Annotated in this window: 21 protein-coding genes and 1 pseudogene; 7 read left to right on the top strand and 15 right to left on the bottom strand. The window is 57.9% G+C overall.

Annotated features, from left to right (window positions below; genetic code table 11):
- The first annotated feature begins 20 nt into the window (after window positions 1-20).
- Entirely contained in the window at window positions 21-3,725 is a 3,705-nt protein-coding gene (locus LEPTO7104_RS0127705; RefSeq protein ID WP_017301848.1) for an NACHT and WD40 repeat domain-containing protein, read from the top strand.
- Window positions 3,726-3,968: 243 nt separating this feature from the next.
- Here LEPTO7104_RS0127705 and LEPTO7104_RS43820 read toward each other — a convergent pair.
- The 4 genes and pseudogenes from LEPTO7104_RS43820 to LEPTO7104_RS38740 form a co-directional block, all read right to left on the bottom strand.
- A pseudogene (locus LEPTO7104_RS43820) lies at window positions 3,969-4,175 on the bottom strand (PIN domain-containing protein); the annotation flags it as partial.
- 238 nt (window positions 4,176-4,413) lie between these two features.
- Window positions 4,414-5,202, bottom strand: a complete 789-nt coding sequence (locus LEPTO7104_RS40525; RefSeq protein WP_155523816.1) for a hypothetical protein — start codon at window positions 5,200-5,202, stop codon at window positions 4,414-4,416.
- 266 nt (window positions 5,203-5,468) lie between these two features.
- Complete coding sequence (locus LEPTO7104_RS38745) at window positions 5,469-6,536, bottom strand: hypothetical protein (RefSeq protein ID WP_017301847.1); 1,068 nt, start codon at window positions 6,534-6,536, stop codon at window positions 5,469-5,471.
- Between the two features lie 162 nt (window positions 6,537-6,698).
- The gene (locus LEPTO7104_RS38740; RefSeq protein ID WP_071527337.1) at window positions 6,699-7,367 is read right to left on the bottom strand and encodes an Abi-alpha family protein; all 669 of its coding nucleotides are present in this window, start codon (window positions 7,365-7,367) and stop codon (window positions 6,699-6,701) included.
- Between the two features lie 477 nt (window positions 7,368-7,844).
- Here LEPTO7104_RS38740 and LEPTO7104_RS37500 point away from each other — a divergent pair, with 477 nt between their 5' ends.
- A complete protein-coding gene (locus LEPTO7104_RS37500; RefSeq protein WP_017301846.1) occupies window positions 7,845-8,168 on the top strand; it encodes a hypothetical protein in 324 nt (107 codons plus the stop codon).
- A 293-nt stretch (window positions 8,169-8,461) separates the two neighbouring features.
- On the opposite strand, the gene LEPTO7104_RS41890 is transcribed toward LEPTO7104_RS37500, so the two are convergent.
- From LEPTO7104_RS41890 to LEPTO7104_RS0127670, 6 genes are all read right to left on the bottom strand, one after another.
- Window positions 8,462-8,689: a hypothetical protein gene (locus LEPTO7104_RS41890; RefSeq protein ID WP_225887061.1), complete on the bottom strand. Its 228-nt coding sequence runs from the start codon at window positions 8,687-8,689 to the stop codon at window positions 8,462-8,464.
- A 107-nt stretch (window positions 8,690-8,796) separates the two neighbouring features.
- Window positions 8,797-9,519: a lipase family protein gene (locus LEPTO7104_RS0127690; protein WP_017301844.1), complete on the bottom strand. Its 723-nt coding sequence runs from the start codon at window positions 9,517-9,519 to the stop codon at window positions 8,797-8,799.
- Between the two features lie 79 nt (window positions 9,520-9,598).
- The gene (locus LEPTO7104_RS0127685; RefSeq protein ID WP_017301843.1) at window positions 9,599-11,260 is read right to left on the bottom strand and encodes a S8 family serine peptidase; all 1,662 of its coding nucleotides are present in this window, start codon (window positions 11,258-11,260) and stop codon (window positions 9,599-9,601) included.
- A 130-nt stretch (window positions 11,261-11,390) separates the two neighbouring features.
- Window positions 11,391-13,466: a potassium channel family protein gene (locus LEPTO7104_RS0127680; RefSeq protein ID WP_017301842.1), complete on the bottom strand. Its 2,076-nt coding sequence runs from the start codon at window positions 13,464-13,466 to the stop codon at window positions 11,391-11,393.
- Between the two features lie 114 nt (window positions 13,467-13,580).
- Complete coding sequence (locus LEPTO7104_RS0127675) at window positions 13,581-15,560, bottom strand: ABC transporter ATP-binding protein (protein WP_017301841.1); 1,980 nt, start codon at window positions 15,558-15,560, stop codon at window positions 13,581-13,583.
- Window positions 15,561-15,707: 147 nt separating this feature from the next.
- Window positions 15,708-16,811: a hypothetical protein gene (locus LEPTO7104_RS0127670; protein ID WP_155523814.1), complete on the bottom strand. Its 1,104-nt coding sequence runs from the start codon at window positions 16,809-16,811 to the stop codon at window positions 15,708-15,710.
- A 363-nt stretch (window positions 16,812-17,174) separates the two neighbouring features.
- Here LEPTO7104_RS0127670 and LEPTO7104_RS0127665 point away from each other — a divergent pair, with 363 nt between their 5' ends.
- The 3 genes from LEPTO7104_RS0127665 to LEPTO7104_RS42565 all read left to right on the top strand — a co-directional run bounded on the left by LEPTO7104_RS0127665 (window position 17,175) and on the right by LEPTO7104_RS42565 (window position 19,173).
- On the top strand, window positions 17,175-17,891 hold the full coding sequence (locus tag LEPTO7104_RS0127665) for a response regulator (RefSeq protein ID WP_017301839.1): 717 nt from the start codon (window positions 17,175-17,177) through the stop codon (window positions 17,889-17,891).
- Window positions 17,882-18,970: a sensor histidine kinase gene (locus LEPTO7104_RS0127660; protein ID WP_017301838.1), complete on the top strand. Its 1,089-nt coding sequence runs from the start codon at window positions 17,882-17,884 to the stop codon at window positions 18,968-18,970. Before LEPTO7104_RS0127665 ends, LEPTO7104_RS0127660 begins: the two co-directional genes overlap by 10 nt.
- Window positions 18,971-19,050: 80 nt before the next feature.
- On the top strand, window positions 19,051-19,173 hold the full coding sequence (locus LEPTO7104_RS42565; protein ID WP_017301837.1) for a hypothetical protein: 123 nt from the start codon (window positions 19,051-19,053) through the stop codon (window positions 19,171-19,173).
- Between the two features lie 221 nt (window positions 19,174-19,394).
- Here LEPTO7104_RS42565 and LEPTO7104_RS35650 read toward each other — a convergent pair whose 3' ends face one another.
- Window positions 19,395-19,982, bottom strand: a complete 588-nt coding sequence (locus LEPTO7104_RS35650) for a DUF421 domain-containing protein (protein ID WP_196358160.1) — start codon at window positions 19,980-19,982, stop codon at window positions 19,395-19,397.
- Between the two features lie 219 nt (window positions 19,983-20,201).
- Here LEPTO7104_RS35650 and LEPTO7104_RS0127645 point away from each other — a divergent pair, with 219 nt between their 5' ends.
- Complete coding sequence (locus LEPTO7104_RS0127645; protein WP_017301835.1) at window positions 20,202-20,897, top strand: VTT domain-containing protein; 696 nt, start codon at window positions 20,202-20,204, stop codon at window positions 20,895-20,897.
- A 423-nt stretch (window positions 20,898-21,320) separates the two neighbouring features.
- Here the strand turns inward: LEPTO7104_RS0127645 and LEPTO7104_RS0127640 are convergent, their stop codons facing one another.
- The 4 genes from LEPTO7104_RS0127640 to LEPTO7104_RS0127625 all read right to left on the bottom strand — a co-directional run bounded on the left by LEPTO7104_RS0127640 (window position 21,321) and on the right by LEPTO7104_RS0127625 (window position 24,273).
- A complete protein-coding gene (locus LEPTO7104_RS0127640) occupies window positions 21,321-21,896 on the bottom strand; it encodes a TMEM175 family protein (RefSeq protein WP_017301834.1) in 576 nt (191 codons plus the stop codon).
- Window positions 21,897-22,160: 264 nt separating this feature from the next.
- Window positions 22,161-23,135, bottom strand: coding sequence for an aldo/keto reductase (locus LEPTO7104_RS0127635; RefSeq protein ID WP_017301833.1), 975 nt, complete (start codon window positions 23,133-23,135; stop codon window positions 22,161-22,163).
- Between the two features lie 348 nt (window positions 23,136-23,483).
- Window positions 23,484-23,900 (bottom strand): carboxymuconolactone decarboxylase family protein, encoded by a 417-nt coding sequence (locus LEPTO7104_RS0127630; RefSeq protein ID WP_017301832.1) that lies wholly within the window; start codon window positions 23,898-23,900, stop codon window positions 23,484-23,486.
- Complete coding sequence (locus tag LEPTO7104_RS0127625) at window positions 23,860-24,273, bottom strand: MerR family transcriptional regulator (RefSeq protein ID WP_017301831.1); 414 nt, start codon at window positions 24,271-24,273, stop codon at window positions 23,860-23,862. The genes LEPTO7104_RS0127630 and LEPTO7104_RS0127625 overlap by 41 nt, the downstream gene beginning before the upstream one ends.
- 211 nt (window positions 24,274-24,484) lie before the next feature.
- Here LEPTO7104_RS0127625 and LEPTO7104_RS0127620 point away from each other — a divergent pair, with 211 nt between their 5' ends.
- Window positions 24,485-25,393: an SDR family oxidoreductase gene (locus LEPTO7104_RS0127620; RefSeq protein ID WP_017301830.1), complete on the top strand. Its 909-nt coding sequence runs from the start codon at window positions 24,485-24,487 to the stop codon at window positions 25,391-25,393.
- Window positions 25,394-25,441: the final 48 nt, after the last annotated feature.

The following is a 25,441-nucleotide window of genomic DNA, read 5'->3' as shown; positions in this document are numbered from 1 at the left end:
GCACTTGATCTAAAAAGGCTGTGATTACCCTCAAGGCGTCTTCCCCAGGGCGGGTTCAAATTAGGCAGGCCAGACTGCGGCGGGGCTGGGCCACGAGCGATTTTCGCTGGATGCAGGCGGCCAGCCAGGTCCTCGGCACCGATTGGGAGACGGCGGGGGTGCTGGCGGCGGGTATTTCTGAGGGCACCTGGAAGCGGTTTTTGGCGGGCAAAGTGGCGATCAATGCCGACGCCTTTCGGGCCTATTGCGAAGTGCTGGGGCTGGACTGGCAGGCTGTAGCTGAGGCTGAGCCAGAAGAACCCAGCCCTATCCAGAACGGATCGGCGGAGATCAACTCGACTGCATCGCCTAAGTTGTTTTCAGTCTTGGTTGACTGGGGCAGCGCTCCCGACGATGCGATCTTTTACGGGCGGCAGAGTGAGCTAGACACCCTACGGCGCTGGGTGGTTGAAGACCGCTGTCGGTTAGTGACGCTGCTGGGCATGGGCGGCATTGGTAAGACGGCGTTGTCGGTGCGGTTGGCGAAGGAACTGGGACGTGGGAGCGTGGGAGCGTGGGAGCGTGGGAGCGTGGATGATGTTTGCCCCGACCCCGACCCATCTACCCATCTACCCATCCACCCATCGACCCATCCACCCCTCACCCACATCCTCTGGCGATCGCTCCGCAACGCCCCACCGCCCGAAGACCTGCTGGCCGATCTAATTCAGGTGCTTTCCCGGCAGCAGGAGCGAGATTTGCCTACAACGCTGGAGGGGCGGCTGGGGCGGTTGCTGCACTACCTGCGGCAGGGGCGCTGTCTGGTGCTGTTGGATAATGCCGAGTCGATTTTGCAGAGCGGCGATCGCACCGGGCGCTACCGGGCTGGGTTTGAGGGCTATGGCGAGGTGCTGCGCTGTGTGGCTGAAACGGCTCACCAGAGCTGTGTGATCGTGACCTCGCGGGAGAAACCCAAGGGGCTGGCGGCGTTTGAGGGGGAGGCGCTGCCGGTGCGATCGCTTCAGCTGGTTGGCCTGGAGCGGCCCGACAGTCGGGCTCTGTTTAACACCAAGGGGGGCTTTCAGGCGACGGAGGAGCAGTGGCAGAGGCTGGCCGATCGCTACGGCGGCAACCCGCTGGCGCTGAAGATTGTGGCGTCGTCGATTCGCGATTTTTTTGATGGCGATATTGCCCAGTTTTTGGCGGTGTCGCAGCAGGGCGGCTTTTTGTTCGACGACATTCGCGACCTGCTGGAGCAGCATTTTGAGCGGCTTACCGAGCTAGAAAAGGCCGCCATGTACTGGCTGGCGATCAACCGCGAACCCTCCACCATTGCCGATATTCAGGCCGACCTGCTGACCCGCGTGCCCCCCCGCGACCTGTGGGAATCGCTGAACTCCTTGCAGCGGCGATCGCTAGTGGAGCGCCAGGGCAACGGCCTCACCCAGCAGCCGGTGGTGATGGAGTACGTGATCTGCCAGCTGATCGATCGCATCAGCGATGAGATTGTGGGGCAGACCCCTAAACTCTTCATCAGCCATGCCCTGACCAAGGCCCAGGCCAAAGACTACCTGCGCGAAACCCAGATCAACCTGATTCTCAAGCCCATTGCCGACCAGTTGACCAACCGCCTCGGCAGCGCTCACCAGATTGCTGCCGCCCTTCAGCAACTCCTGAGCAAGCTGCGCGACGGCACGCCCCAGTCGATGGGCTACGCCGGGGGCAACAGCCTGAATCTATTGCAGCAGCTGCCCGTCGATATCACCGGCTACGACTTCTCGGGGCTGACGGTGTGGCAGGCCTACCTGCAAGACGTGAAGCTGCACGGGGTCAACTTTGCCGGGGCCGACCTGAGCGGCTGTGTGTTTACCGAATCGCTGGGCAATGTGCTGGCGGCCACCTTCTGCCCCTCGGGGCAGCGCCTGGTCACGGGCGACACCGACTGCCAGGTGCGCGTATGGGAGGCCCAAACCGGGCAGCTGCTGCTGATTTGCCGGGGGCACAACAACTGGGTGCGGGCGGTGGCCTACAGCCCCACTGGCCAGCTAATCGCCAGCTGCGGGGCCGACCAGAGCATTCGCCTGTGGAATTCTGCCGATGGCGTGGCGGTGAAAACGCTGACGGGCCACGGCCACGAGGTGTTTGCGATCGCCTTCAGCCCCGACGGCCAAACTCTGGCCAGCGCCGGGGGCGACAACACCGTCAAGCTCTGGGATGTGGGCACCGGAGCCTGTCTGCAAACCCTAGCGGGGCACACCGACTGGGTGCGATCGCTGGCCTTTGCCCCCCTGGCCCACCCCGATACCCTGCTGCTGGCCAGCGGCGGGGCCGACCACCAGATTCACCTCTGGGACACAGCGACTGGAGAATGCCTGCGCACCCTGACGGGCCACAGCGGCTGGGTGCACTCCCTCGCCTTTAGCCCCGACGGGCAACTGCTGGCCAGCGGCAGCGGCGACGGCACCCTCAAACTCTGGGACTGCCGCAGCTGGGACTGCCTCGCCACCTACAGCGGCCACAGCGGCAGCGTCTACAGCGTTGCCTTTAACCCCACGGGCGACTGGCTGATCAGCAGCAGCGGCGATCGCACCATTAAGCTCTGGGACTGGCACACCGACACCTGCCTGCAAACCCTCTACGGCCACCAGAACGAGGTGTGCGCGGTGGCGGTACACCCCAACGGCGAGCGATTGGTGGGGGTCAGCCTCGACCAGACGGTGAAGCTGTGGGATATTGCCACCGGCCACTGCCTGCACACCTGGGAAGGCCACACCGACTGGGCGCTGCCGGTAGCCTTTAGCCCAGACGATCGCTATTTAGCCAGCGGCAGCAACGACAAAACCGTGGTGCTTTGGGATTGGCAGACCGGAGAACCGCTGAGAACCCTGCGTGGCCACGGCGATTTTGTCTATGGTGTGGCGTTTAGCGCCGACAGCCAAATTTTGGCCAGCGGCAGCACCGACTGCACGGCGCGGCTGTGGGAGGTGGAAACGGGGCGCTGCATTCAGGTGTTGCAGGGGCATGGGGATTGGATCAATGCGATCGCGTTTCACCCTAGCGCCCCCATTTTGGCTACGGGCAGCGCCGACTGTACGGTCAAACTGTGGGATTGCGCCACGGGCCGCTGCCTGCACACCCTGAACCAGCACAGCGCCAAGGTGCTCGGCGTGGCGTTTAATCCCGATGGGCAATACCTGGCCAGTTGCGGAGCCGACCAGACCATTCGACTGTGGGAAACGGCTACGGGCCAGCTGCTCAAAACCCTGACGGGCCACGATAGCCGGGTGTGGTCGGTGGCGTTTAGCCCCTGCGGGCGCAATCTGGCGAGCGGCAGCACCGATCGATCGATTCGCCTGTGGTCGGTGGCAACGGAGGATTGCATTCAGGTGCTCAGGGGCCACCGCAACTGGGTGTTTGCGGTGGCGTTTAGCCCAGACGGCAGGCGCCTGGCCAGTGCTGCCCACGACCACACGATGCGAATTTGGGATGTGGCGACGGGGGACTGTTTGCAGATTTGCGAGGGGCACCAGCACCTGGTGTCGTCGCTGGCGTTTAGTGCGGATGGGGGTGCCATTGCCACTGGGTCTCAAGACCAGACGGTGCGAATTTGGGATGCGGCGACGGGGGATTGTTTGCGGGTGCTGATTGCGAAGCGGCTCTATGAGGGTATGAATTTGAGCGGGGCTACAGGGTTGACCCCAGCAACGCGGGCGACGTTGCAAATGCTGGGCGCGATCGGGGTTTAACAACCAGGCTCACCCGTCGCCAAAACTTATGACTCTCAGCAGATAGCTTTCAGACGGTCGAGTGCAGCGACTTGTTATGGGGTTAGCGAGGCTGGCGGAGAGGTTGAGAAATTATTTTTCTACCACCTGCTGCTTGTCGTTTCCGCAAATCATTGCAAATAGCCTTCAAATCATAATTGAATGTTTTCGCGTGCTCCTCTCGAATTCTATAGATTTCCTCTAAAACCTCATCTTTCCACATTTCTAATCTCCCATTAATTCGTAGGGTGTACAAATTGTTGGCAGCTCATACCCAGCATTAAAACTAATCTGAGCCAACTTTTTCTGGATTTGAGCGTTTGCGATATGTTTACAGTTCCATGTTAGCAAGTAGTCCAAGCCGAAAACTGTAGCGACTGCAATATGAAGAGCATCGTCAGCAGCTTTAGGTGGAAGATTACTTTTCGTGAGTTTGTAGGTTGGGTTGAGTTTGCGAAACCCAACACTTGAAAAAACGGCGCAACCATTCAGCCAGAATAATTTAGGAACTGATGAAGATATTATCCCTCAAGTCACGATAGTTTGAGAGTAAGGCCCTTTCGAGCTTGTTGGGTTTCCTTCGTCAACCCAACCTACAGGAGATCTGCGATCGCTCTCATCCAAGTAGTTTTGGACAATCCGCTACACTAAGGTGTTAGCTTTAAATAAATTAGTGTTCTGTTATGTCAGCTCCTGCAGAACGAGCTATTAAAATCACAGAAGATATGATTTTTTTGGCTTCCTCATTGACCAAAAAGGCAATTTCTGATAAGTCTCTAGGCTTTAAGCGAATTGAAGTTCCTACTGGGAAAACAGCTGACTTAATATACCATTGAGCATTCAAGGTTCCACCCTGTGCTAGAAAAACTGGTTCTTTAATTGGGAATGGAATAGGAGTTTCAGCTCCGGTCTGTTGCTTAGCTACTATTTCTAACGCTTTCCAGGACACTTGTAATCCATGCTCAGTGTTACAATCCTCATTGGAAACGATTCCCCTTCGATGCGTTAGACAATTCCGAACCCGCCCTAAGTCTAGAAGAAGCTGATTGATTTCAGAATCGATAGGATAATCCTTTGAAAGAAGCTTGAGCTTTTTATTCAGAAAAACTTGCTTGAAGCACTTGTTCTTATTCTGAGCATCCTCCAATGTCAGGGTATCGTTGGAAATAGATGTTTGCAAACAAAATGTATAGACCTCATCGAGAAAAACTGAAAATGACTCAATGATTTCACGTAAACCTCCAGCAACTATCCAAGAAGAAAACTCACGTTTGTATTCTTCAATTACTTCGTCTGATGCTGCATTAGGTACAAGCGAGATTCCAGTATGAGGAATTAAGCTATAGTCTTTGAAGTTTGGATCGGTAGCTGCATTTAAACCTAAGCCCATGAATATGATGGCTCGACGGATACCGAGACAAGCAATGTTTAAAACATTATCAAGATTAACTTGAGTCATTTCTTCTTTAATTAGTAGTTTGCGAAACCCAACACTTAAAAAAACGACGCAACCATTCAACCAAAATAATTCAGGAACTGATGAACATATCATCCCTCAAGACAGAATGGTTTGAGAGCAAAGTCCTTTCGAGCTTGTTGGGTTTCCTTCGTCAACCCAACCTACAGGAGATCTGCGATCGCTCTGCCCACTGCATTTGAATAGTTAGACCAATTGGAGCCAAGATACATGTAAAATCAGAAGATATACAGTAATTTATCTTGACTCTATAAATTCAAAGCTGCCTTTAAAACCTCTTCATTAATAAGATAGTGATCATGATACTTTCCACTAAGCTGCTTTATTAGAGAAGAAGGGAGCTTGTTTTCTCGATGAAAAATTCTTTCGGGATTACAACCTTTAGGTACAGGTGCTTTTGAGCATAGCCAATCTTGATGTGAATAGAAGTCAATCCACTCGTTTATGTGAACATTATTTATACACCTTCTAATCTCTTTTTCAATTTCTGCCGATTTCGAGGAGAAGAGCTTGAGAGATGTACCTAAAGTAATGTACCGAATTTGATGATCTTGATGATAATCAGCAAGCACATCAGTTGCAATCACAGCCCCGAAGCAAGAAGCTAGGACGGTTATTTTGTCATAAACACCTGCCTCTAATACATGACTTAATATATCTGCAACTTGTTTTCGGATCTTTGATCTTGTAATCTTTCCTTCCGGATTCTCCTCCAAATATCGTGTGGCAAAATCTGCCATATTAGCAATCATGTTAATTGGCACAAAACTCACTACTCCGCTGGCAACAAGCCAAACTGACCAATTAGTCATGCTTTTTCCAAAAGAACCAATCCAGCTTGACCAATCATTAGGAATAGTAAAGCCCAATAAGCTTGGTTCTTGACCTATAGCTACAAATATAAGTGCAATAATTCCATAAAACCAAAAAATCCATAACAGAAAAGATATGCCTAGACCTATAAGTAAAGGTGGAGAATTTCTTAAGGAAATAAAGTTTTTTATGGAAAGCCAGTAAAAGAGCATATAAATGCCCCGAGATACCTGTTCTTTTAAACTTTTACTACTTAACTCATTGCCGATTAAGTCATTCCAGTAAGCATCATAAAGATCTACCTCTTTTGCTTCATTCTTGCCTAGAAATACCTTAAATTTTTTTCCTATGTGTCCTGCAATTTTTTCTTCTCCAATCTCCTCAACTTTGTTTGCCTCTAATAGCTCTGTAAAACCAGTTGTCAGGCAATCAACAAAGTAGCTTCTATCTTTGCCTAGATAGAAACCGTGAATGAAAATAATTGCTTCTCGCTGGGATGTCATCTTTAGCAAATCTTTGATTAACTTAACACTATTTAAGCTTGCGATTACTATATTCTAAGATTGTGAATCCTAGAAGGAAGTTAGTCTAACGTTCGCAACACCGGACTCATACAACTCCGGCTACTAACTACTATACTCCAAAGTTCCGGTGCATTGCGGTTGTTAGGTCGCTTCTATAGAGGGATCACTTACAGCTTCAAGAAACGCCCTGCCTGTAACAGTCAGCTTCCAAATACCATCTGATTTCTTGATTAAGTTTAGATTTGATAAGTGAGCATCAATGAAGGTTGTGGGCTCATCTTCAGATAGAGGGATTTTTGAATTTAATAGATTTAGAATTTCTAAAGCTAATTTAATTGTTAGCTTTTGTTCGGTTTTTTGTGCAATTTCTATCAACCTTTGAGCATCGACAGCACTTAGTCGCGACAAAATGCGGACAAGCTCTGGATGAACAGAGCCATCCACAAATTCGTTGGCAATTAAATTTGTCCACAGTTCCCGTAGCGTCGTATCAACCTCGCTAGATGAATCTTCTATGACTTTCAATATAATTGAAGGTTTTGGTTCATTTTTTCGCTTCCGACTACTATGCGATGCCTTGTCAACGGCATGCGATATAGTTTGAGATGCAATGACCTTCTCAGCATCAACTAATCGATCGAATTTCGCTTCAATTAATCGTCCAGTGCCACTTGTAATCGCCGTAAGTGGTGAAATCAACTGCTTGAAGGTAATACAAGCTGTATCTACTACTGATGTCCACACCTGATCAGGAACAGCTTCAGCAAGCTTTCCGATACCGGCAATATCAAGGCTTCGATCTTCAGACATAAATTCCTAAATGAAATAATGTGTGACACTGCGACTTAACAAGTCATTGGATCGCTCCTGTCTGCCTAATGCTCTCTGCGGAATAGATAGGCAGACTACTCGCAGTCTAATACCTCTTAGAGGTTAAATAGGTAGCGAATAATTTGCATAATAGCCCTCGCAAGGTTAAATAGGCAGAACTAATCTGTCTAAGTATTTGCCAGATCATCGTGCCATTCTCCACGGTTGACGGGGAGCGGTTGTAGCGCTATTGTCTAGCGTTAAGCCGTTCAGCAGAGCGGTGGTTACGCAGAACTCGAAAATCTTGGCGCTGTCTGAAGGTGGTGGAACACCAACAGACAGCTAACCCCGCAAGTCTGACCGGCAGATTGCGAGGCTAAGGTCCATCGTACCCTAGCCCCCTCAGTTTGCACTTTAACTGCGGATGCTAGGGTTTTCGCGTTCTGTCTTCCTAACCCACACCTGGAGACAGAACCGATGTTTGACTATCTCGAACCCGACGCCAGCGACGATCAAATGAACCCAGGGACCGGGTCCCTGCCGCTTTCATTAGGAACTGGGGGCAACGACAGAGGGACCCGGTCCCTAAAGCCCCCAACCCCCGAGAAAGTGCGCCACATGCTCTACGGCAGCCTCGCCGGAATAGACCGCACCATCAAAATCCTCCACGCCCTTGGCTACGCCGACCCCAATGACTGGAGCGACCCTATTCCTGTGCCACCCACCAGCATCGAGCCAGGGCACCCTGGCCAACCCCAAACCTGGATGGCCATTCTTACCAAAACCGTGCTGATTGAGTAAAGCCTCTTCGTCGCAGGTACCGGGTTTCTTTGCTCATAGCCTGGTTTTGGGCAACAGCACCAGGAACCCGGTACCTTACTGCCCCTATTCGTAATCTGCGCTCTGCGATCGCCAAGGTGGCACCGCTGTTTAGCATGTTGAGCCCCGCGATCGCTAATCACAGGCCTGTGATCGTTAAGCAGGCACCGCTGTTTGGCAAAGTGGCACAGCTGTTTAACGTATTCAGCCCGATGATCGTTAAACACAGGCCTGTGATCGTTAAAGTGGCACAGCTGTTTAGCATGTTGCCTCTGCTAATTATTAACTGCAAGCCTGCGATCGCTAAAGTGGCGCAGCAGTTTGGCAATCGCGGCCCAGACCTTGCTGCACCACCGCATAGTCTGCCGCAATGGTTTGGTGAAATTGCTGGGGCAGCTCATGCACCCCAGCAGATCAACCCTAAACGGCAGATCGCTCTCATCAAACGCCTCTTGCAGATCGGCGATCGCCCTAAGGCCAGGGCGGCCTGCGCCTCGTGCCATACGGGCGTGGCGTAGGCCATCCACAGACGGTTTTGTTGGGTTTCGCTGAAGCTTCACCCCACCTACGGCGGCGGCGGCGGCGATCGTAAACCCGGTTTTCAGTCCCCTTACGACGCGCCAATTTCGGCTTTTAGGGCGGCACTGTAGCCTTCAATGGCGTGATCTTTGAAGCGACGGCTGAGCACTTCCCAGGTCCAGCGCGAGCCAATCTGAATCGCTTTGTCCACGTGGTCAAAGCCCTGCCAGGTGCGGGGAACGCGGGTGACAATATCCCAGCCGTGGATAAAGCGGTAGCTGTTGGGAATGCGGCCATTGTACGACTTGACCATGGCGCTGTTGCCGACGCGGGGAGAGCCAAAGGTATAGACCTCAAAGCTGAGGTCGCGCTTTTGGCCCAGGTTGTACTGAATGTCTAGCGCGGCGATGGTGGCGAGCGCCCCGCCCAGGCTGTGCCCAGTGACGACGACGTGCTGACCGACAAATTTGTCCATGGCCTCCAGCAGCTGCTTGCGCACGGCAAAGTAGGCCATCATGAACCCCCGGTGAAACTGCACGTCGGTGTTGCCGTCGCCGTAGGGGTAGATCTGCTGGCGAAACTCAAAATTGTTGATCCAGTCGACGGATTTGTCGGAGCCGCGAAAGACAATATAGAGGCGATCGCTGTTGAGCTGATTGAGAATTGCCACCTGGGTATCGGTAAAGCCATTGTCCTGGCTTTCCGCAAACACCGGTTCGACATCGGGGTAATCCGAAAACCGCAGACCGCTGAAGTCGCGGTAGATTTCCTGGCAGAGGTGGGCACATTTGAGCGCGGCGGCGTAGTCTACCATGGGCTGGTCCTCAAAAGAGCGGGGGATCTCTCCTGGGAGCAATCAGAGCCGCAGCCCCATGGCTCAACTCTGCTCACCCCTAGGGCGCAGGCACCGACCACCAGGCCAGGGCGTAGGGCTGGCTGGGTTCGTCATGCACCTGCTGCTGATAGATAACTCTCAGTTTGTACCGTCCCGTTTCCGGAATTTGATAAAAAATATGTTCAACACTGTCGACATCGCTCACCGATGACCAGATGCTCTGGGCAATGTCGTCGCTGTCGGCGGGCATGAGGTACAGATTCAGGTTGTTGAGGCCCTTGTCGGTAAAGCCTTCGCCCAGGTCGTAGATGCCGTTTTTGTTGGTGTCCACCAGATCGACTAGCCGCTCCCAGGTCAGGGTAGCCGACAGAAAACTGCCCCCCTTCAGGGGAGCCTCAAAGACGTAGTCCTGGAAGGCGGCTGGCCCGGCTGGGGAAGGGAGGGCCGCAATGTTCCAGCCGATCGCCGGGATGGCTTGGTCGGGGCCAAAGGCACCGGGGGAGAGCTGTTCGTAGGCGCGGTAGGCGTTTAGATGGCCGGTGCCCAGGTCTTTGTTGAGGGGAATTTTGGGATCGCGGTAGGCGTCTGACTCCAGCCAGGAGTGGCTGGCGTTGTCGAGCAGGGTGCGGCTCATGCCCAGGCGCAGGCCGTCGCCACTGTCTTTGATTTTGTCGGCGGAGTTCAGCAACACCGCCTTCATCACCATGGGATCGCGGCCCTCCAGGGGCCAGTTGGGCGTTCCGGCGCGAAACTGGCGATCGACGAGCTGCTCTAGCAAGGCGATGGTGCCCACCACGTGGGGAGCGGCAAAGCTGGTGCCGCTGGAGGTGCGCAGCTGGCCATCGGGATCGATCAGCTCAATGCCGCTGCCGGGGGCCACCAGATTGATCGAGCGGCGGGGACCTTCGTTGGTTTCAAAGGGTGCCCCTGGGCGAGCGGCAATGGTCGGTTCGCTGCCCAGATTGGAGGAGTCAACGCGGTTGAATTCGCCGTTGACCTGGCGCGAATAGGCCACGTTGATGCCGTTAAAATTGTCGGTGGGAATGGGGATACCGCCGCGTCCCTGGTTGCCAGCAATCACGTACAGCACGCCGTGCACGCGGGCCGACCAGTCAATGCACTGGGTGAGCAGGGCGTTGCCGTCGAGCACCGGGCTAGGGCGGGGGTCGCGGGTGAGGGGTTCGCCAAAGCTGAAGTTGATGGCGCGCACGTCGCCGCTGTTGGCCTGGGCTACGGACTGGGCGGCCAGGCACTCTTCGGGCTGGGAACTGCGATCGCCCAGGGGACCGACCGCGCCGGAAAACAGCATGGCTTCGGGGGCAACTCCGGTCTGCTTTTTGTCCTGACTGATCATGACGCTGGCCACGTTAGCGGCATGGCCATCGACGTATTCATCGGGGTGGGCGACACCGTCGAGCAGCAGCACCCGCCGCACCATCACGGGCAGGGTTTCGGTGGCCACTTTATCCAGGCCAAACTGGCTGGGGCGGCCAATCTCGACCTGGCCAATGCCGATTTTGGCCCCGGTCAGATTGTAGGGGGCAGCGTGCAGGCGCAGGGCGTCGATGCCGCCGGGGCCGACCGACTCGCTCAGGGCCAGGGCCGGCAGGGCCAGGGGCACCAGACCACCCACGCCTGCGGCCCAGAGAATGGCTTTGACAATGGGCAATGGCCCTGAGGGGCGGGTTTTGGGCCACTGCCCCCGGCGCTGCTTAGCCATAGTTAATGTCCTGCTTGGATTAATCCCTGGGCAAACTCTATCGCAAAGGCTAGGCCTAGAGCATGAAAATTTTGGATCTTGCAACCTAGGCAGAGATACGGCCCCAGGGCTGGGATCCTGGCGGGGAGAGTTAAGCAGAATTGGGGGGAGAAATGACTTGGGCCTTGACCTGGGCGCGGGTGAGCAGCCGCACCAGCCTGAGGGCCTGGTGGCGGTAGAGAGGTACAGGCAGCGTGCCTGGCAGCTGGGCCATGAACTCGCGGGCCTCGCCCAGGCGGTAGCCGGAGCTGCGGGCAATTTCGGCGGCACCGTCGAACAGGGCATTGGCGGTCAGGGCCGCTTCGAGGTGAATGTGCCAATCTCGGGGGGCCAGGTGGCCCTGCTCAATGCGGCGCAGGCCGCCAATGGTGGCCAGCACCACCAGGCGATCGCCCGCCCGCAGCCGAGTATCGTCAGAGGGCATAATGCTCCCCGGCGCCCCCTGCTGCTGGTGCCACAGGGGCACCACGCCATAGCCGTAGGCCACTTCCGCCAGCAGCAGCCCGGTCAGAGTATCCTCCGGTTCCAGCTCGTACTGGGTGACCAGAATGGTTTGGTCGTGGAGCCGAAACAGGCCAATCACGTGCTCGCCAAAGGCGGCCCCGGCAAAGGCCTCCGCCGACAGCGCCGAGGCGCAGAGCACCTGGGCAAAGGGAAAAATCTGGGCGACGCGATCGGTAAACTGCTGGTCGTAGGTGCGAATGATGGCCCGGCAGTGGGGGTTGAGGCGGTGGGCCAGCAGCCCCATCTCCAGGTTTTGAATTTCGTCTTCGCTGACTGCCACCACGCTCTTGGCGGTGGCCAGATTGGCCTTGTCTAGCGCCGCGATAACATTGCCCGTCAGCAGCGGAATTTTAGGCAGCAGGTCGCCGTCGGGGGCCTGGGGGGCAATGCCGACCACCGGCTGCTCTAGCTCCTGGAGCATGGTGAGCACCTGACGACCGACCCGGCCCAGCCAGATCACGACCACGTGGTCTTTTTCGGGCACGGGCGGACGCCGCTCCATAAACTCAAACCGCAGGGTGAGCAGCTTTTCGGTGAGCAGAGCGTAGAGCACTCCCACAAAGGCGGCCCCGGCCACGGTGAGCACCAGGCCAAAAGCCTGCACCAGTTGAGGGTGGTTAAAGTTTTCCAGGGCGGCGTATACATCGCCGTAGCCGCCAAACAGGGTGATAAAGGTGTACAAAAATGCCTGGAAAACAGAGATTTCCCCAGGCGAGTTGGCATCGAGCAGCAGGGTGCCCACCAGGCACAGGGCAACCACCGTCACCCCGCAGATGAGAGCGACCCGGCGCAGCTGTTGTTCGGCTCCGGCCTGCCAGAAACTGAGGAAAAGCTGCTTGAGGGCGGGCCAGTCGCGCAGGCGGGCGATCGCCTGCCTCAGCCCCTTCAGTACCCCCCGCTGGGCGGGAGGGGGCGCGGGCACGCCGCTGTAGAGGGCACGCAGCTCGGCGTTGCAGTCGACCATGACAATCTCGTCCCCCGCCCGCAGGACGGTGTCCGGCAGCCAGGTATAGAACAGGGTAGAGGGGCTGTCGATGGAGGTGGCCGAACACTGAGGCGCCGCCGTATGGCACAGCACCCGGCGACGGCTGTTGTCGAGCTCGTGGATCTGGCGGCGATCGCACCAGGGCTGCCCTGATTCCAGCCGCTGCTTCACCACCTGAAAGCGATGGCCGTCGAGGCTAAAGTAGCCGATTAGCTCCTCCCCAAAGGCTCCCAGGGCAAAGGCTGGCGCCGCCAGCTGAGTGGGTTCAAAGGCGACAAAGTTCTGCAACTGCTGCCCAATCAGGTCGTTCAGGTTCTGCTTGTCCGATCGCATCACCAGCCGCACCCTGGGGTTGAGCACCCGTGCCGTCAGCGCCGCCTCCAGGTTGACCCGCTCATCCTGGGTGACCAGCAGCACCGCCCGGCACTGGCGAATGCCCGCCTTCTCCAGCACCGCCGCCGTTCGGCAGTCGCCGATTTCCAGGTGGTCAATTAAATCCCGCAGGTGGGGCACCTCCCACTGGTCGGGCAGGGCGTCGTTGATGGCGTGCACCGGCACCCCAAAACTCTTCAGGTTGGCCACGCAGTTTTGCCCCAGGCTGCCCAACCCACAGACCAAAAAGCCGTCGTTCGAGGGCGGAGTTGCGCGCTTTTCAGGTGGGGGAGCCGCAGTGACCATAGCGCATCAAACAATGGAGACAAAACCCAGCGGATTGCGCTGCCTAGAACGCTACCCTAGACATCGCATCTAGGGGCCATTGTAAGAGCGAGCCTGAGGTTTTTGAGAAAAGCTCTAAACCCCCAGCCGCTGCAGGCGGTACAGGCTGGAATACAGCCCTTCCCGCGCCAGCAGTTCGTCGTGGCTACCCTGCTCCACCAGCTCGCCGTGCTTGAGCACCAAAATGCGATCGACATTGCGGATGGTCGACAGCCGGTGGGCAATGATAATCGCCGTGCGCCCTTCCAGCAGTCGCTCCAGGGCTTCTTGAATCATTGCCTCGGTGCCCACATCCAGGTTGGCGGTGGCCTCATCCAGCACCAAAATGCCGGGGTCACGGATGGCGGCGCGGGCAAAGGCCAGCAGCTGCTTCTGCCCGCCCGAAAGGTTGGTGCCCCGCTCCCGCAGTTCGGTATCGTAGCCCTGGGGCAGCTGCTCAATCAGCCCGTGGATATTCGTCTTCTGGGCCGCTTCTACCACCGCCTCCAGGGGATACTCCTCGCCCAGGGTGATGTTGCTCTTCACATCCCCCGCAAACAAAAAGCCATCCTGCAAAATCACCGCCATCCGCCGCCGCAGCTCCGCCTGGGGCAGGTCGCGAATGTCTACCCCATCCAGCAAAATAGCCCCATGGTTGATGTCGTAGAGGCGGCACAGCAGGCGAATGATCGAGCTTTTCCCCGCCCCCGTCGGCCCCACCAGGGCCACCTTCTCGCCAGGGCGAATGGTAAAGGTGAGGTCTTTAAGCACGTACTCGTCGGCCTTGTAGCCGAAGGTGACGTGGTCGAAGCAGATCTCGGAAGCCTTTGAGGATGAGGGGATGAGGGGATGAGGGGTTGGGGAAGAATCGGTGGGTGGATGGGTGGACGGGTAGGTGGTGGGAAAGAGGCCTGAGCTACCGTTTCCTGCCGCTAAAGAACCGTCACGCACCAGCCCATTCGCGCCCCTGCGCCCCATCTCCCCATCTTCCTCACCGTCCCCACCGTCCCCACCCCCCCGCTGCTCCGGGTCGCGAATCTCCACCGGCACGTTAAACAGGTCGGTGATCCGCTCGATCGCCGTCAGCCCGGCCTGGATGGCGGTAAATTTGTCGGCAAACTGGCGCAGGGGGTCGAAGAGGCGCTGGGCAAACAGAATGAAGGTGGCCAGGGTACCAAAGGTGAGGGCCTCCTGCATTACCAGCAGGCCGCCGAGCCACAGCACCCCGCCGATCGCCACCAGGGAAATCCACTCCAGGGTGGACGACACAGCGGAGTCGTAGAAGATGGTCTTGTCGACGGCGGTGATGTAGGTCTGGTTGGTGCGGCGAAAGCCCTCGGCGTTGTAGCGCTCGCGCCGAAACAGCTGCACCACGTTAATGCCCGCCACATTTTCTTGCAGGGTGGCATTGAGCTCAGAGAGGTACTCGCGGGCCTTATAGTTGGCCTTGCGGTACTGCTGCTGAAAGTAAATGATCAGCCAGGTGACCGGCAGCAGCAGCCCCAGCAGCATGAGGGCCAGCTCCCACTGCATGGTAAACATCACCACCACCAGCACCAGCATCGACACAATGTCGGTGATAATGCCCACCGCCCCGGTGGAGAACACGTCCCCCAGCGCGTCCACATCGCTGGTGATGCGGGTGATCAGCTTGCCCACCGGGGTGCGGTCAAAAAAGCGCACCGCCAGGGAGGTGACGTGGGTAAACAGATCGGTGCGAATGTCGGCGGTAATGTTTTGGCCCACGGCCTGCACCAGGTAGCTCTGAAAGCCATCCAGCAGCAGCCGCACTAAAACCGTGACCACCAGCAGCCCCACCAGCAAATTCAGCCCCCCCTGGAGGGTGCGGCCCTCCAGAAACCCCATCACCGGCTCCTGGCGAATCAGGGAAATGGCCTGGCCGATCAGCACCGGCTGCAGGGCATTGGACAGCGACAGGGGCACCAGCAGCACCAGCGGCAGCACCATGGCGCGGCGGTGCTGGTACAGGTAGGGCCACATGCGCATAAACAGCCGCCAGTCGCTGTCGGGGTGGCGGCTGCTGTCGTTACTGGGGATGGTGGGGGTAGCGGTCATAGAGGCGATGCGTTAGCGGGAGAACGGCGGGGGCAGTCTTCAGTTTAGGCGCGAAATCAATTCAGATGGGCGATCGATTCTCGATGCCGAAACTGAAACAGGGCACATCTGCCCTGCCTACTGCCGTTCAAACCCGATCGCCGCTGACTATTGGGCCAATTCGTCCCAGGCGGCGATGACAGCCTGCAAGTCGGGGGGCAGATTTTCCGCTTCCAGGTCAATGTAGTCGACGGCGGCATAGGCCGTTTGCAGGCGCGTGGTGGGATAGTCGGCCAAGGCCGCTGAGGTGAGATAGCGCAGGCGGTTAAAATTGGCAAAGCGATGCTGCTCTAGCTGCTGGCGAAAGGCCTGTACCTCCGCCGGGGTGAGGGTTTTTAGGTCTTCGCGAACGACGCGGCCGCCATTGAGGTAGCTGGTGTGTTCCCGGTAGAGCTGGCCGTCGGTGGTGAGGATGGTTTTGTGCACCGAACCGGCCAGATCGCCGCTGAGCTGGCTTTGAAACACAATCTGGCTGTCGATGGAGTCTGGAGCAGTGTCTACCGGCGCAAAAGACACCATGAGCGCATCGCCCGCGCCGCTGGCGGTTTCGTTTTGGGCAACTTGCTCGGCCGTTTCGTTGAGGTGGTAAACCCAGACGGTCTGGCCGTCGGTAATCAGCGCTCTAAATCCCGCGATCGCGATCGCGGTGCAGGCCCGGTCGGGTTCGTAAATACCCAGGCAGCCGTTCCAGGTGGCGGGCTGAACCGCCAATACCTCCAGGCTATCGACGGGCCGGTTCACCTGCTGGGCGACGGTTTGCAGCAGCCGCTGGCTGGTTTCGATCGAAAAGTCGCCCGTGCCAAAGTCGGGGGCGGCGGCCAGCGGCTCCAGCTTCAGGTGGCGAGCGAAGCGATCGCTGCGATAGGTCCACATCTGCTGGGCGCTGGCCACCTGCACCTGCCAGCCCTGCACTTCGCCGCCCATGCAGCGCTGGTTGGGTCGCCCCAACCCCAGGCACTGATCGGGCCAGGTCTGCGGGGTGACTTCAATAATTTGCAGGCTGTTGGGCGCGACGTTTAGGCGGCTGGCCAAGTCGCGCTGAACGCGAAGGGGCACCGTGCGGGAAAAAGACCCTGGGGCGGGGGACGTAATTTGGGCGGCGCGATCGCTCGCAGCCAGCGGCATCGGGGCAGAGGGCTGGGCGGCGAGAACCGCGCCCTGACTGGCCAACATCATCAAACTGGCGCAGATACCAACGGTGCGAAGGGACACTAGACAAACTCCTTGTTGTAAATCCCTGGAAACAGGGAGAAATTGGGGCGTTTCTCTAAAATAGCCAGCGCCGGTTGGGCCACGGCGGCAGTTACAAAATCCGATACGGAACAGAGCCATGCGGGGCAGCGTCCAGCGTTGGCGCTATAGCCACAGTCGCGTCGGTCAGGACATCCAGAAACCCTATGGACGTTCAAACGTTTGAACATTCATAGGAGCCATGTCTCAACCAGACGTCTTAACCAGACTGGTTACAGCCATATCATCGGAGCGCGGTGCCAATTTAGTTGGGAGGGTGCCCTGAGCCTGGCAGTGCTAGGGTATTCCCATCAGCAGCAATTGACACCTATCTCCAGTTAGGTCATGGCTCAAACCATTCTCATTGTCGAAGACGAGGCAGAGATTGCCCGCTTTATTCAGCAGCTCTTAGAAAAAGAAGGCTTCAGCTGCCTTCACAGTCGGGACGGCCAGGATGCGTTGCGCCAGTGTCAGGCCCATCAACCCAACCTGGTCGTTCTCGACTGGATGCTTCCCGGTCTCGATGGGCTAGAGGTCTGTACCCGCATTCGCAAGCAGGCCGGAGCCCACGACCCCTACATTTTGATGCTCACCGCCAAGGGCGAAGAGTTTGACCGGGTGATCGGCCTCTCCACCGGAGCCGACGACTACCTGGTCAAGCCCTTTAGCCCCATAGAGCTAATCGCGCGGGTGCGGGCTTTGCTGCGGCGCAGCCTGCGCCAGGAGGCCCAGAGCCAGATTTACCGCACCCCCCATTTCACCATCGATATCGATCGTCATCTGGCCACCCAGCAGGTGGATGGAGAATCCCAGCCCCTGGACCTCACCACCATAGAATTTGACCTTTTGGCCACCTTTCTCAGCCACCCTGGGCGGGCCTGGAGCCGCGCCTACCTGGTCGAAAAACTCTGGGGCGACGATTTCTTTGGCGAAGAGCGGGTTGTGGATACCCACGTAGCCCGCCTGCGCAAAAAAATTGAACCAGACCCCGCCCATCCCAAGTTTGTGCAGACCGTCGTGGGCATTGGCTACAAGTTCGAGGATGGGGAGTCATGCGAGTAGGGTTGCAGGGGCGATTATTTTTCTCCCACCTGGTGGTCATGCTGGTGGGGCTGTCCAGCTTCATCGTGATCAGTCGGGCTACCTCCCATCACCTGTTTACGGGGCATCTCGATGAAATGGCCCACATGGGGCGAGCCATCGATGAAATTCGTGAGGAGCTGGTGGATGGCTTTGAAACCGCCTGGAACGGCAGCACCACCTGGTCGCTGATCATTGGTGGGCTGACCGCCGCCGGGCTGAGCTACTGGGTGGCGCACCGGATTACCCACCCCCTGGCCCAGATGGAGCGCACGGCCCGGCTGTTTGCCGCCGGACAGCTATCGGAGCGCGTACCCACCAGCGATATTCCCGAACTGGCGCGGCTGAGCGCCAGCTTCAACCGCATGGCCCTGAGCCTGCAGGATGTGGAGCAGCAGCGGCGGGAGCTGATTGGCGACCTGACCCACGAGCTTAGAACGCCGCTAACCATTGTGCGGGGGTATCTAGAGGAAGTTGCCGAACAGCGCCAGGCCATCACCTCCGAAACGGCCCACCTGCTGGTGCGCGAAACCCGGCGGCTAGAGCGCCTGGTCAACGATTTGCAAGAGCTCTCGCGGGCTGAGGCGGGGCAGCTGCCGCTGACGCTCCAACCCATTGCCCTGCCGCCCCTGTTTGAAAAGCTGCTGCTGCGGTTTGAGACCCAGGTGGTGGAGGATGGGCCGCACTTGGGCTGGCGCTGCGACGAGGAGATCGCCAAGGTTTTGGCCGACCCCGATCGCCTGGAGCAAATTTTGGTCAACCTGCTGGGCAACGCGATCAAACACACCCACCACGGGCACATTACCCTCAGCGCCTGGGAGGCCGGGGCTCAGGTGTGGATTGCGGTGACCGATACGGGGGTTGGGCTCGCCCCCGCCGAACTGCCCCACGTGTTTGAGCGGTTTTGGCGCTCCTCCCAGGCCGTGGCCCAGGCCCACACCGGAACGGGCATTGGGCTGGCGATCGCCAAGCGCCTGGTAGAACTCCAGGGGGGCAACATCGTGGCCGAGAGCACCCTGGGCCAGGGCAGCACCTTCAGGTTTTGGCTGCCCAAAGCCTAGTCGATTTGACACAGCCTGGACATAGTTTTGCCATCCCCAGTTCTTAGAGTGAAAATCATCTACTCGTGGAGAGCTGCGCTATGATGATGCTGCCAATTTTTGCCGGGCTATTGCCCATTGTCCTGCTGCTGCTGCTCAGCGTTGGCATTTTGACCCGGCTGTTTCCCCATGCTTCCCTCGACGGCAATCGAAAGAACCGCTAGGGATGCTATGGATGTAGCCGGTCTGGTTAAGACATTTCGCTCAAACGCTCGAACGTTTTTGGATGTCCTAACAACCTAAGTGACTGTGGCTATACATTCTGTTGGGTTACGCCCGACTGCTCAGGGCGAATGTTCTATGCTGCGAGCATAGCAGCGCCACCGCCCCTAAAGGCTGGCCCTGGGGAACCGGGGGTATGCGGCCCGGATTTGGTGTGAGACTCCTAGGAAGACGGCTCCTCCGGCGGGGAGGGGGCCGACAACTGCTGGAGCTGCCGCTCCAGTCTCTCCAGCCGCTGGAGAATTTCGGCTTCCACCGGGGTGGGCAGATCGACGGCTCGCTCAACGGTAAGGCTGCCGGTGGTCTCTAGAATGGCCGCTTTGATTTCGGCCAGATCCTCAAATCCCTGCCGCCGTAGCACCGTGCGAAACTCCCGTTCGCTAATCAGCTCTTTGGCCAGGTTTTCGGGGATGATTTGCCCGTCTAAGAGCAGCAGCGTGGGCCGACCTTCTACCATGTGCTCGATGCGGGGATAGCGGTAGGCCAGCCGCACCATCAGGTAGTTGGTCAGCAGCAGCGTTACGGCCCCGATCAGCCCCCCCGTCAAGGAATTGTCGCTGCCAATAATGGCATTTTGCACGGCGTTGGAGAGCATCAGCAGCACCACCAGGTCAAAGCCGGTGAGCTGCCCCAGCTCGCGCTTGCCCCCCAGGCGCAGGGCCACCAGCAAAAAGCCGTAGACCACCATGGGGCGCAATATCTTCTCAAAAATGGAAATGTCGGGTATCCACAGATCGCTGGCCATGGTCATAGGGGTCACCTGCGCTTTTGAGCGCATCATGCCGCAAATTGAGGGGTCTGGATACCCCAGTTACCCCCTCGGTAAAGCTGCTAACTGGCTTGGCCAGCCCAGGCTAAAGCTACGTTAAACCAGCACAAATTTGCCATCCCTTTGACACACGGATGGTCTAAGTTGAGAGCGCTTGCCCAGTGCAGGCCCCCTCTTCTTTTTACTGTTTGGATACCGACTATGCACATCGACCTGCCCACGCTGATTCAATCGATCGGTTATTTGGGGGTGTGGGCTATGGTGTTTGCTGAATCTGGGCTGTTGATTGGGTTCTTTTTGCCCGGCGACAGCCTGCTGTTTACCGCTGGTTTTTTGGCCTCCCAGGGGCTGCTCAACCCCTGGCTGCTGATTGCAGGGGCGGCGGTGGCGGCGGTGCTGGGCGACAATGTGGGCTACGCCACCGGGCGCCACCTTGGCCCGCGACTGTTTCAGCGCCAGGACTCCTGGCTGTTCCACAAGGACAATCTCAGGAAGGCCCAGCGCTTTTTTGAGCGCCACGGCGGCAAGGCGCTGGTGCTGGCCCGGTTTGTGCCGGTGGTGCGCACGTTTACGCCCATTACGGCCGGCATGGGGGCCATGCACTACCCCACGTTTTTGGGCTACAACCTGGCGGGCGGGCTGCTGTGGACCGTTGTTCTGACGCTGCTGGGCTTTTTTTTGGGCAACGCGATTCCCAATGTCGATCGCTATTTGCTGCCCATCGTGGTGGCCATTGTGGTGGTGTCGGTGGCCCCTTCGGCGCTGCACCTGTGGCAGTCTAAACAGGCCCACAAGCGGGCGCTGCGACGGCGGCAGCGGCTGGTAAGCAGGACCGAGGCGCAGTCTGCTTCTCGGTCCAAATTTAACAGCTCCGACTCAAACGAGACGATTCCCTAGTAGACTGCGGCACAAGTGTGACGACTGTTGTCAATCGCGAAGGAGCAGGGGGGCTGGGGAGCCAAGCGAGCTGGAATAGTCGGCATATTTCAGCCTTCAAGTACTAGGGACTAGGGAATCGTTGATTGATAGCGACAGCTACATAACCTCAGTTCGGGATAACGCTGTCCCCTCCTTGGCGGGGTGCCCGAAGGGCGGGGTGGGTTAAACCTACGGCAAAATACAAGCTTCTAGATAGGGTGAGTTGCCATGCTGGCATAGACAACCCACCCCTACCCCTCCCAAGGAGGGGACAGTGGGCCTGCTTTGCCAAGGTCTTTTCTGATCCCGAACTCAGGTTACATAGGTTGGGACATCCGGAGGCGTTTGAGCGTTTGAGCGTTTTGAGCTGAGGGCAGCGCTATTGATTTCTGCGGGCAGCGGCTAGGCAAAGATCAGGGCGATGCTGGCCCAGCTCAGCTTTGCCAGCATTGGGTTGAACAGGGTGATGGCGATCGAGGCCAGAAAAACCAGGGGTGGAATAGCCGCCTGGCGCGTCAGTCGCCGCACTCGCTGGGCGGAGAGACGGCTGGAAATGAGGCGGGAATTGTGGGCGGCATAGTGCCACAGTAGGGTTTTCATCAGTCCGGTGGCGGCCATGCAGAGGGCATAGAACGCCACGGCGCTGCGGTGATCGCCGTAGCTGTTGAGGACTGAGGTGGCAAAGGGCAGCGACGCAATGCACATCAGCAGCCCAAAGTTGATGGCGACAAAGGTGTAGTCGTAGCGCCGAATAAAGCGAAAGTAGTAGTGGTGGCTGACCCAGTAGAGGCCGATTACAACGAAGCTAATCGCGTAGCTCTGGTACTCCGGCAGCATGTGCAGCAGATCGTCGGAGATGCCGTCCTGGGCGGCATAGCGGGGCAGTTGGAGATTGATGGAGAGCAGCGTGATGGCGATCGCAAATACGGCATCGCTAAAGAATATAATCCGGTCTAGCCCGAGTTTGTCTCGCTTCATGGGTCCCTCCGCAGGCACTATCCGGCGGTGCAATAAAAGCCCGCCGGGTTGTCTGGCAAGACTTTACAGAAGCCATGTGACAACCCGATGACGAGCCTATAGCGATTGGTTCTAGATCCCCGGGCCAGCGATTGGCCCTAGGGCGGGTCATCAATTCTGGCTAAGATCCTGATTCCACCAGCCTTGTCACGCCCGACCCCAAAAACAGGCTAGGGGCTGTAACCGTTGATTGTTGGCCCATCAGCAACTAATTGATGACAGCCCCTAGCGGTTGACGGTGCTCATGTCGGCATAGCGATCGCCCGCCGCCGCCCCCTGGGGAGCCACCGCCGCCAGGCGCTCTAGCTCAGCCGGGGAGAGGGCAATCTCCACTGCCGCCACGTTTTCCTCCAGGTACTTACGGCGCTTGGTGCCGGGGATGGGCACGATGTCGTCGCCCTGGCCCAGCAGCCAGGCCAGGGCCAGCTGGGCCGGGGTGACGCCCTTTTCCGCCGCAATCTCTTTGACCCGATCGACCAGGGCCAGGTTTTTGTCAAAGTTTTCGCCCTGAAAGCGGGGCGCGTGGCGGCGATAGTCGTCGGGGGCAAAGTCGTCGGGGCTCTGGAAGGCGCCGGTGAGAAACCCGCGCCCCAGGGGGCTGTAGGGCACAAAACCTACGCCCAGCTCGCGCACCGTGGGCAAAATCTCGTCCTCGGGCTCCCGGCTCCAGAGGGAGTACTCGCTTTGCAGAGCGGTGATCGGGTGCACGGCGCAGGCGCGGCGCAGGGTGGCCGGGGCCGCCTCTGACATGCCCAGGTAGCGCACCTTGCCCGCCTGCACCAGCTCGGCCATGGCGCCAATGGTGTCTTCGATGGGCACCGTGGGGTCCACCCGGTGCTGGTAGTAGAGGTCGATCACATCCACCCCCAGGCGCTGGAGCGAGGCATCGCAGCAATGCTTGACGTACTCAGGCTTGCCGTTGACGCCGCCCCAGCCGCCTTCGGCGGTGCGCACGTTGCCAAACTTGGTGGCCAGCACTACCCGGTCGCGGCGACCCTGAATCGCCCGGCCCACCAGCTCTTCGTTGGTAAAGGGACCGTACATGTCGGCGGTGTCGAGCAGGGTGACGCCCAGCTCCAGGGCGCGGTGCAGAGTCGCGATCGCCTCTGCCTCATCGCGATCGCCGTAGAACTCCGACATGCCCATGCAGCCGAGGCCAATGGCGGAAACCTCTAGCTGACCTAATTTACGGGTTTTCATGAATTAACTCCTAGATTGTGTTGATGCTGATTCTGATCTGTGTGGGTGAAAGTAGGTCGGCTTTTTCCAGGCTAAAGGTGGCCTGATTGTTCAAAATCGCCCAAACTCTGCCTGCCCTTCACCCCGCGCAAGGGGGGGATTTAGCTGACCGGGGCCAAGCTAGCGGCCCCTTAGAGGTGTTTGAAAAGTCCTATTTTTTGCAGCAAAAGTGGAGATCCCCTTAAATCCCCCTACCCTGAGGAAAGCCGCAAGCGTCTATAAAAAGGGGGACTTTTACCCCCCTTTTTAAGGGGGGCAGGGGGGATTAGCAGGTGGCTAAAGCTACAGCAGATCACTTTTCACCCCTCCCTAAGACTGTTCGGCAAAAACTTCCTTGACAGCGCCCATGCCGTTTAGGGCCGCCGGAAACCCGGCATACACCGCCATCTGGATCACGACTTCGACAATTTCTTCCCGGCTACAGCCCACATTGAGCGCCGCCTGAATGTGGACTTTGAGCTGGGGTTTGGCGTTGCCGAGGGCGGTAAGGGCGGCGATTGTGGCAATTTCTCGCGATTTTAAGTCCAGCCCCGGGCGGCTGTAGATGTCCCCAAAGGGAAACTCAATCACGTAGCGGGCCAGGTCGGGGGCAATGTCTTGCAGGCTGGCGATCACCTGTTCGCCAGCGGCCCCGTCAATGGCTTTGAGCTGCTGCCAGCCCTGCTGAAAGCGATCGGTTTGCGCCTCAGGCGGATTGGGTTTGTGGAGAAGGTTTGAGGGAGTCATTGAAATTTGCCTCTAGCTCGCAGTAGTGCTGAATCTTCCAGTCAATGACGACCAGATTGTCCTGAAGCTGCTGAATTTGGGCCAGCACGGCTTCGCGGTGGTCGGCTAAAATCTGCCGTCGGCTGTGGAACCCGGAGTTGGGCTGAGACCTCACCAGCTCCGCATACTGCTGCATTTGACGAATGGGCATACCCGTCAGCCGCAGCTTGTTTAAAAACTCAATCCAGCGCAGGTCGTCGGCTGAGTAGCGCCGATGGCCGCTGGTGGAGCGCCCGATCGCTGCAATCAGACGGCAGCGCTCGTAGTAGCGCAGGGTGTGCACGCTGAGCCCGGTGGCGGCGGCGACCTGCTGAATGGTGAGTTCCTGTTCCATAGGTTGCACGTTAAATGTTAGAGCGCACTCTAAGTCAAGCAGAAATTTTGGCTGATGTCGGATGTCTATCTTTTGATTGATCCCCTTTGAAGATTGCAAAACCGAGACAAGGGTTAACCATGAACAGGTGTGAACCTGAAAAGAGGCATACGGCCATCTCTTTAGCGTTCTCACGGCTCACAACACAACGCAATCCAACACAACGCAACCTATGACGACTACTCAAACCGCTAACCAATACGACATTCGCGATCCTCGCAACGCATACCCCCAGCCGCCCTTTCCTCGTCAGCCCCAGGAAGCGCCGGGGCTGGCCGCCAAAATGGACCCCCAGCCCGACCATGGGGAAAAAAGCTATCAGGGCTTAGGCCGCATGAAGGGCCGCAAGGCGCTAATTACCGGGGGTGATTCGGGGATTGGCCGGGCCGTGGCGATCGCCTACATGCGCGAGGGGGCCAGCGTCGCCATCAACTACCTGGAAGAGGAGCAACAGGATGTGCAGTCGCTGCTAGATCTGGCCGAGCGCGAAGGCGGCACCATTATTCCCATGCCCGGCAACTTGATGGATGAGGACTTCTGCACCTCCCTGGTCAAAAACGCAGCCGAGCAAATGGGTGGACTTGACGCGCTGGTGATCAACGCCGGTAAGCAGGTCATGCAGCAGTCGATTCAGGACATTACCACTGAACAATTTGACCAGACGCTGAAGACCAACTGCTACGCCATGTTCTGGCTGAGCAAGGCAGCCCTCCAGCTGATGCCGCCCGGATCGACCATTATCAACGTGACCTCAGTGGTGGGGTTTAAGCCGCCAACCGCCTTGCTTGACTACGCCTCGACGAAGTTCTTCATTCGCGGCTTCACCGAAGCCCTCGCACCCCAGGCCCTCGAAAAAGGCATTCGCGTCAACGGGGTTGCCCCCGGCCCATTCTGGACGCCGCTGCAACCCTCGGGTGGCCAAAGCCAGGATAATCTAGAGCAGTTTGGCACCTCGGTGCCCATGGGGCGCCCCGGCCAGCCAGCGGAAATTGCCTCCACCTTTGTCTTTCTAGCGACCCAGGAGTCAGGCTTTACCACAGGTGAAATCATTGGCGTCACGGGTGGCGCACCGATTTCCTGACGCTAGCGCCAGGGCAGGTTCTCGCTAGAATCTAGGCCACAGCGGCGA

This window comes from Nodosilinea nodulosa PCC 7104 (assembly GCF_000309385.1).
In the GTDB taxonomy this organism is placed as follows: Bacteria; Cyanobacteriota; Cyanobacteriia; order Phormidesmidales; family Phormidesmidaceae; genus Nodosilinea; species Nodosilinea nodulosa.
The sequence above is the reverse complement of the archived record's forward strand: the minus strand, read 5'-3'. Positions and strand labels throughout refer to the sequence as shown.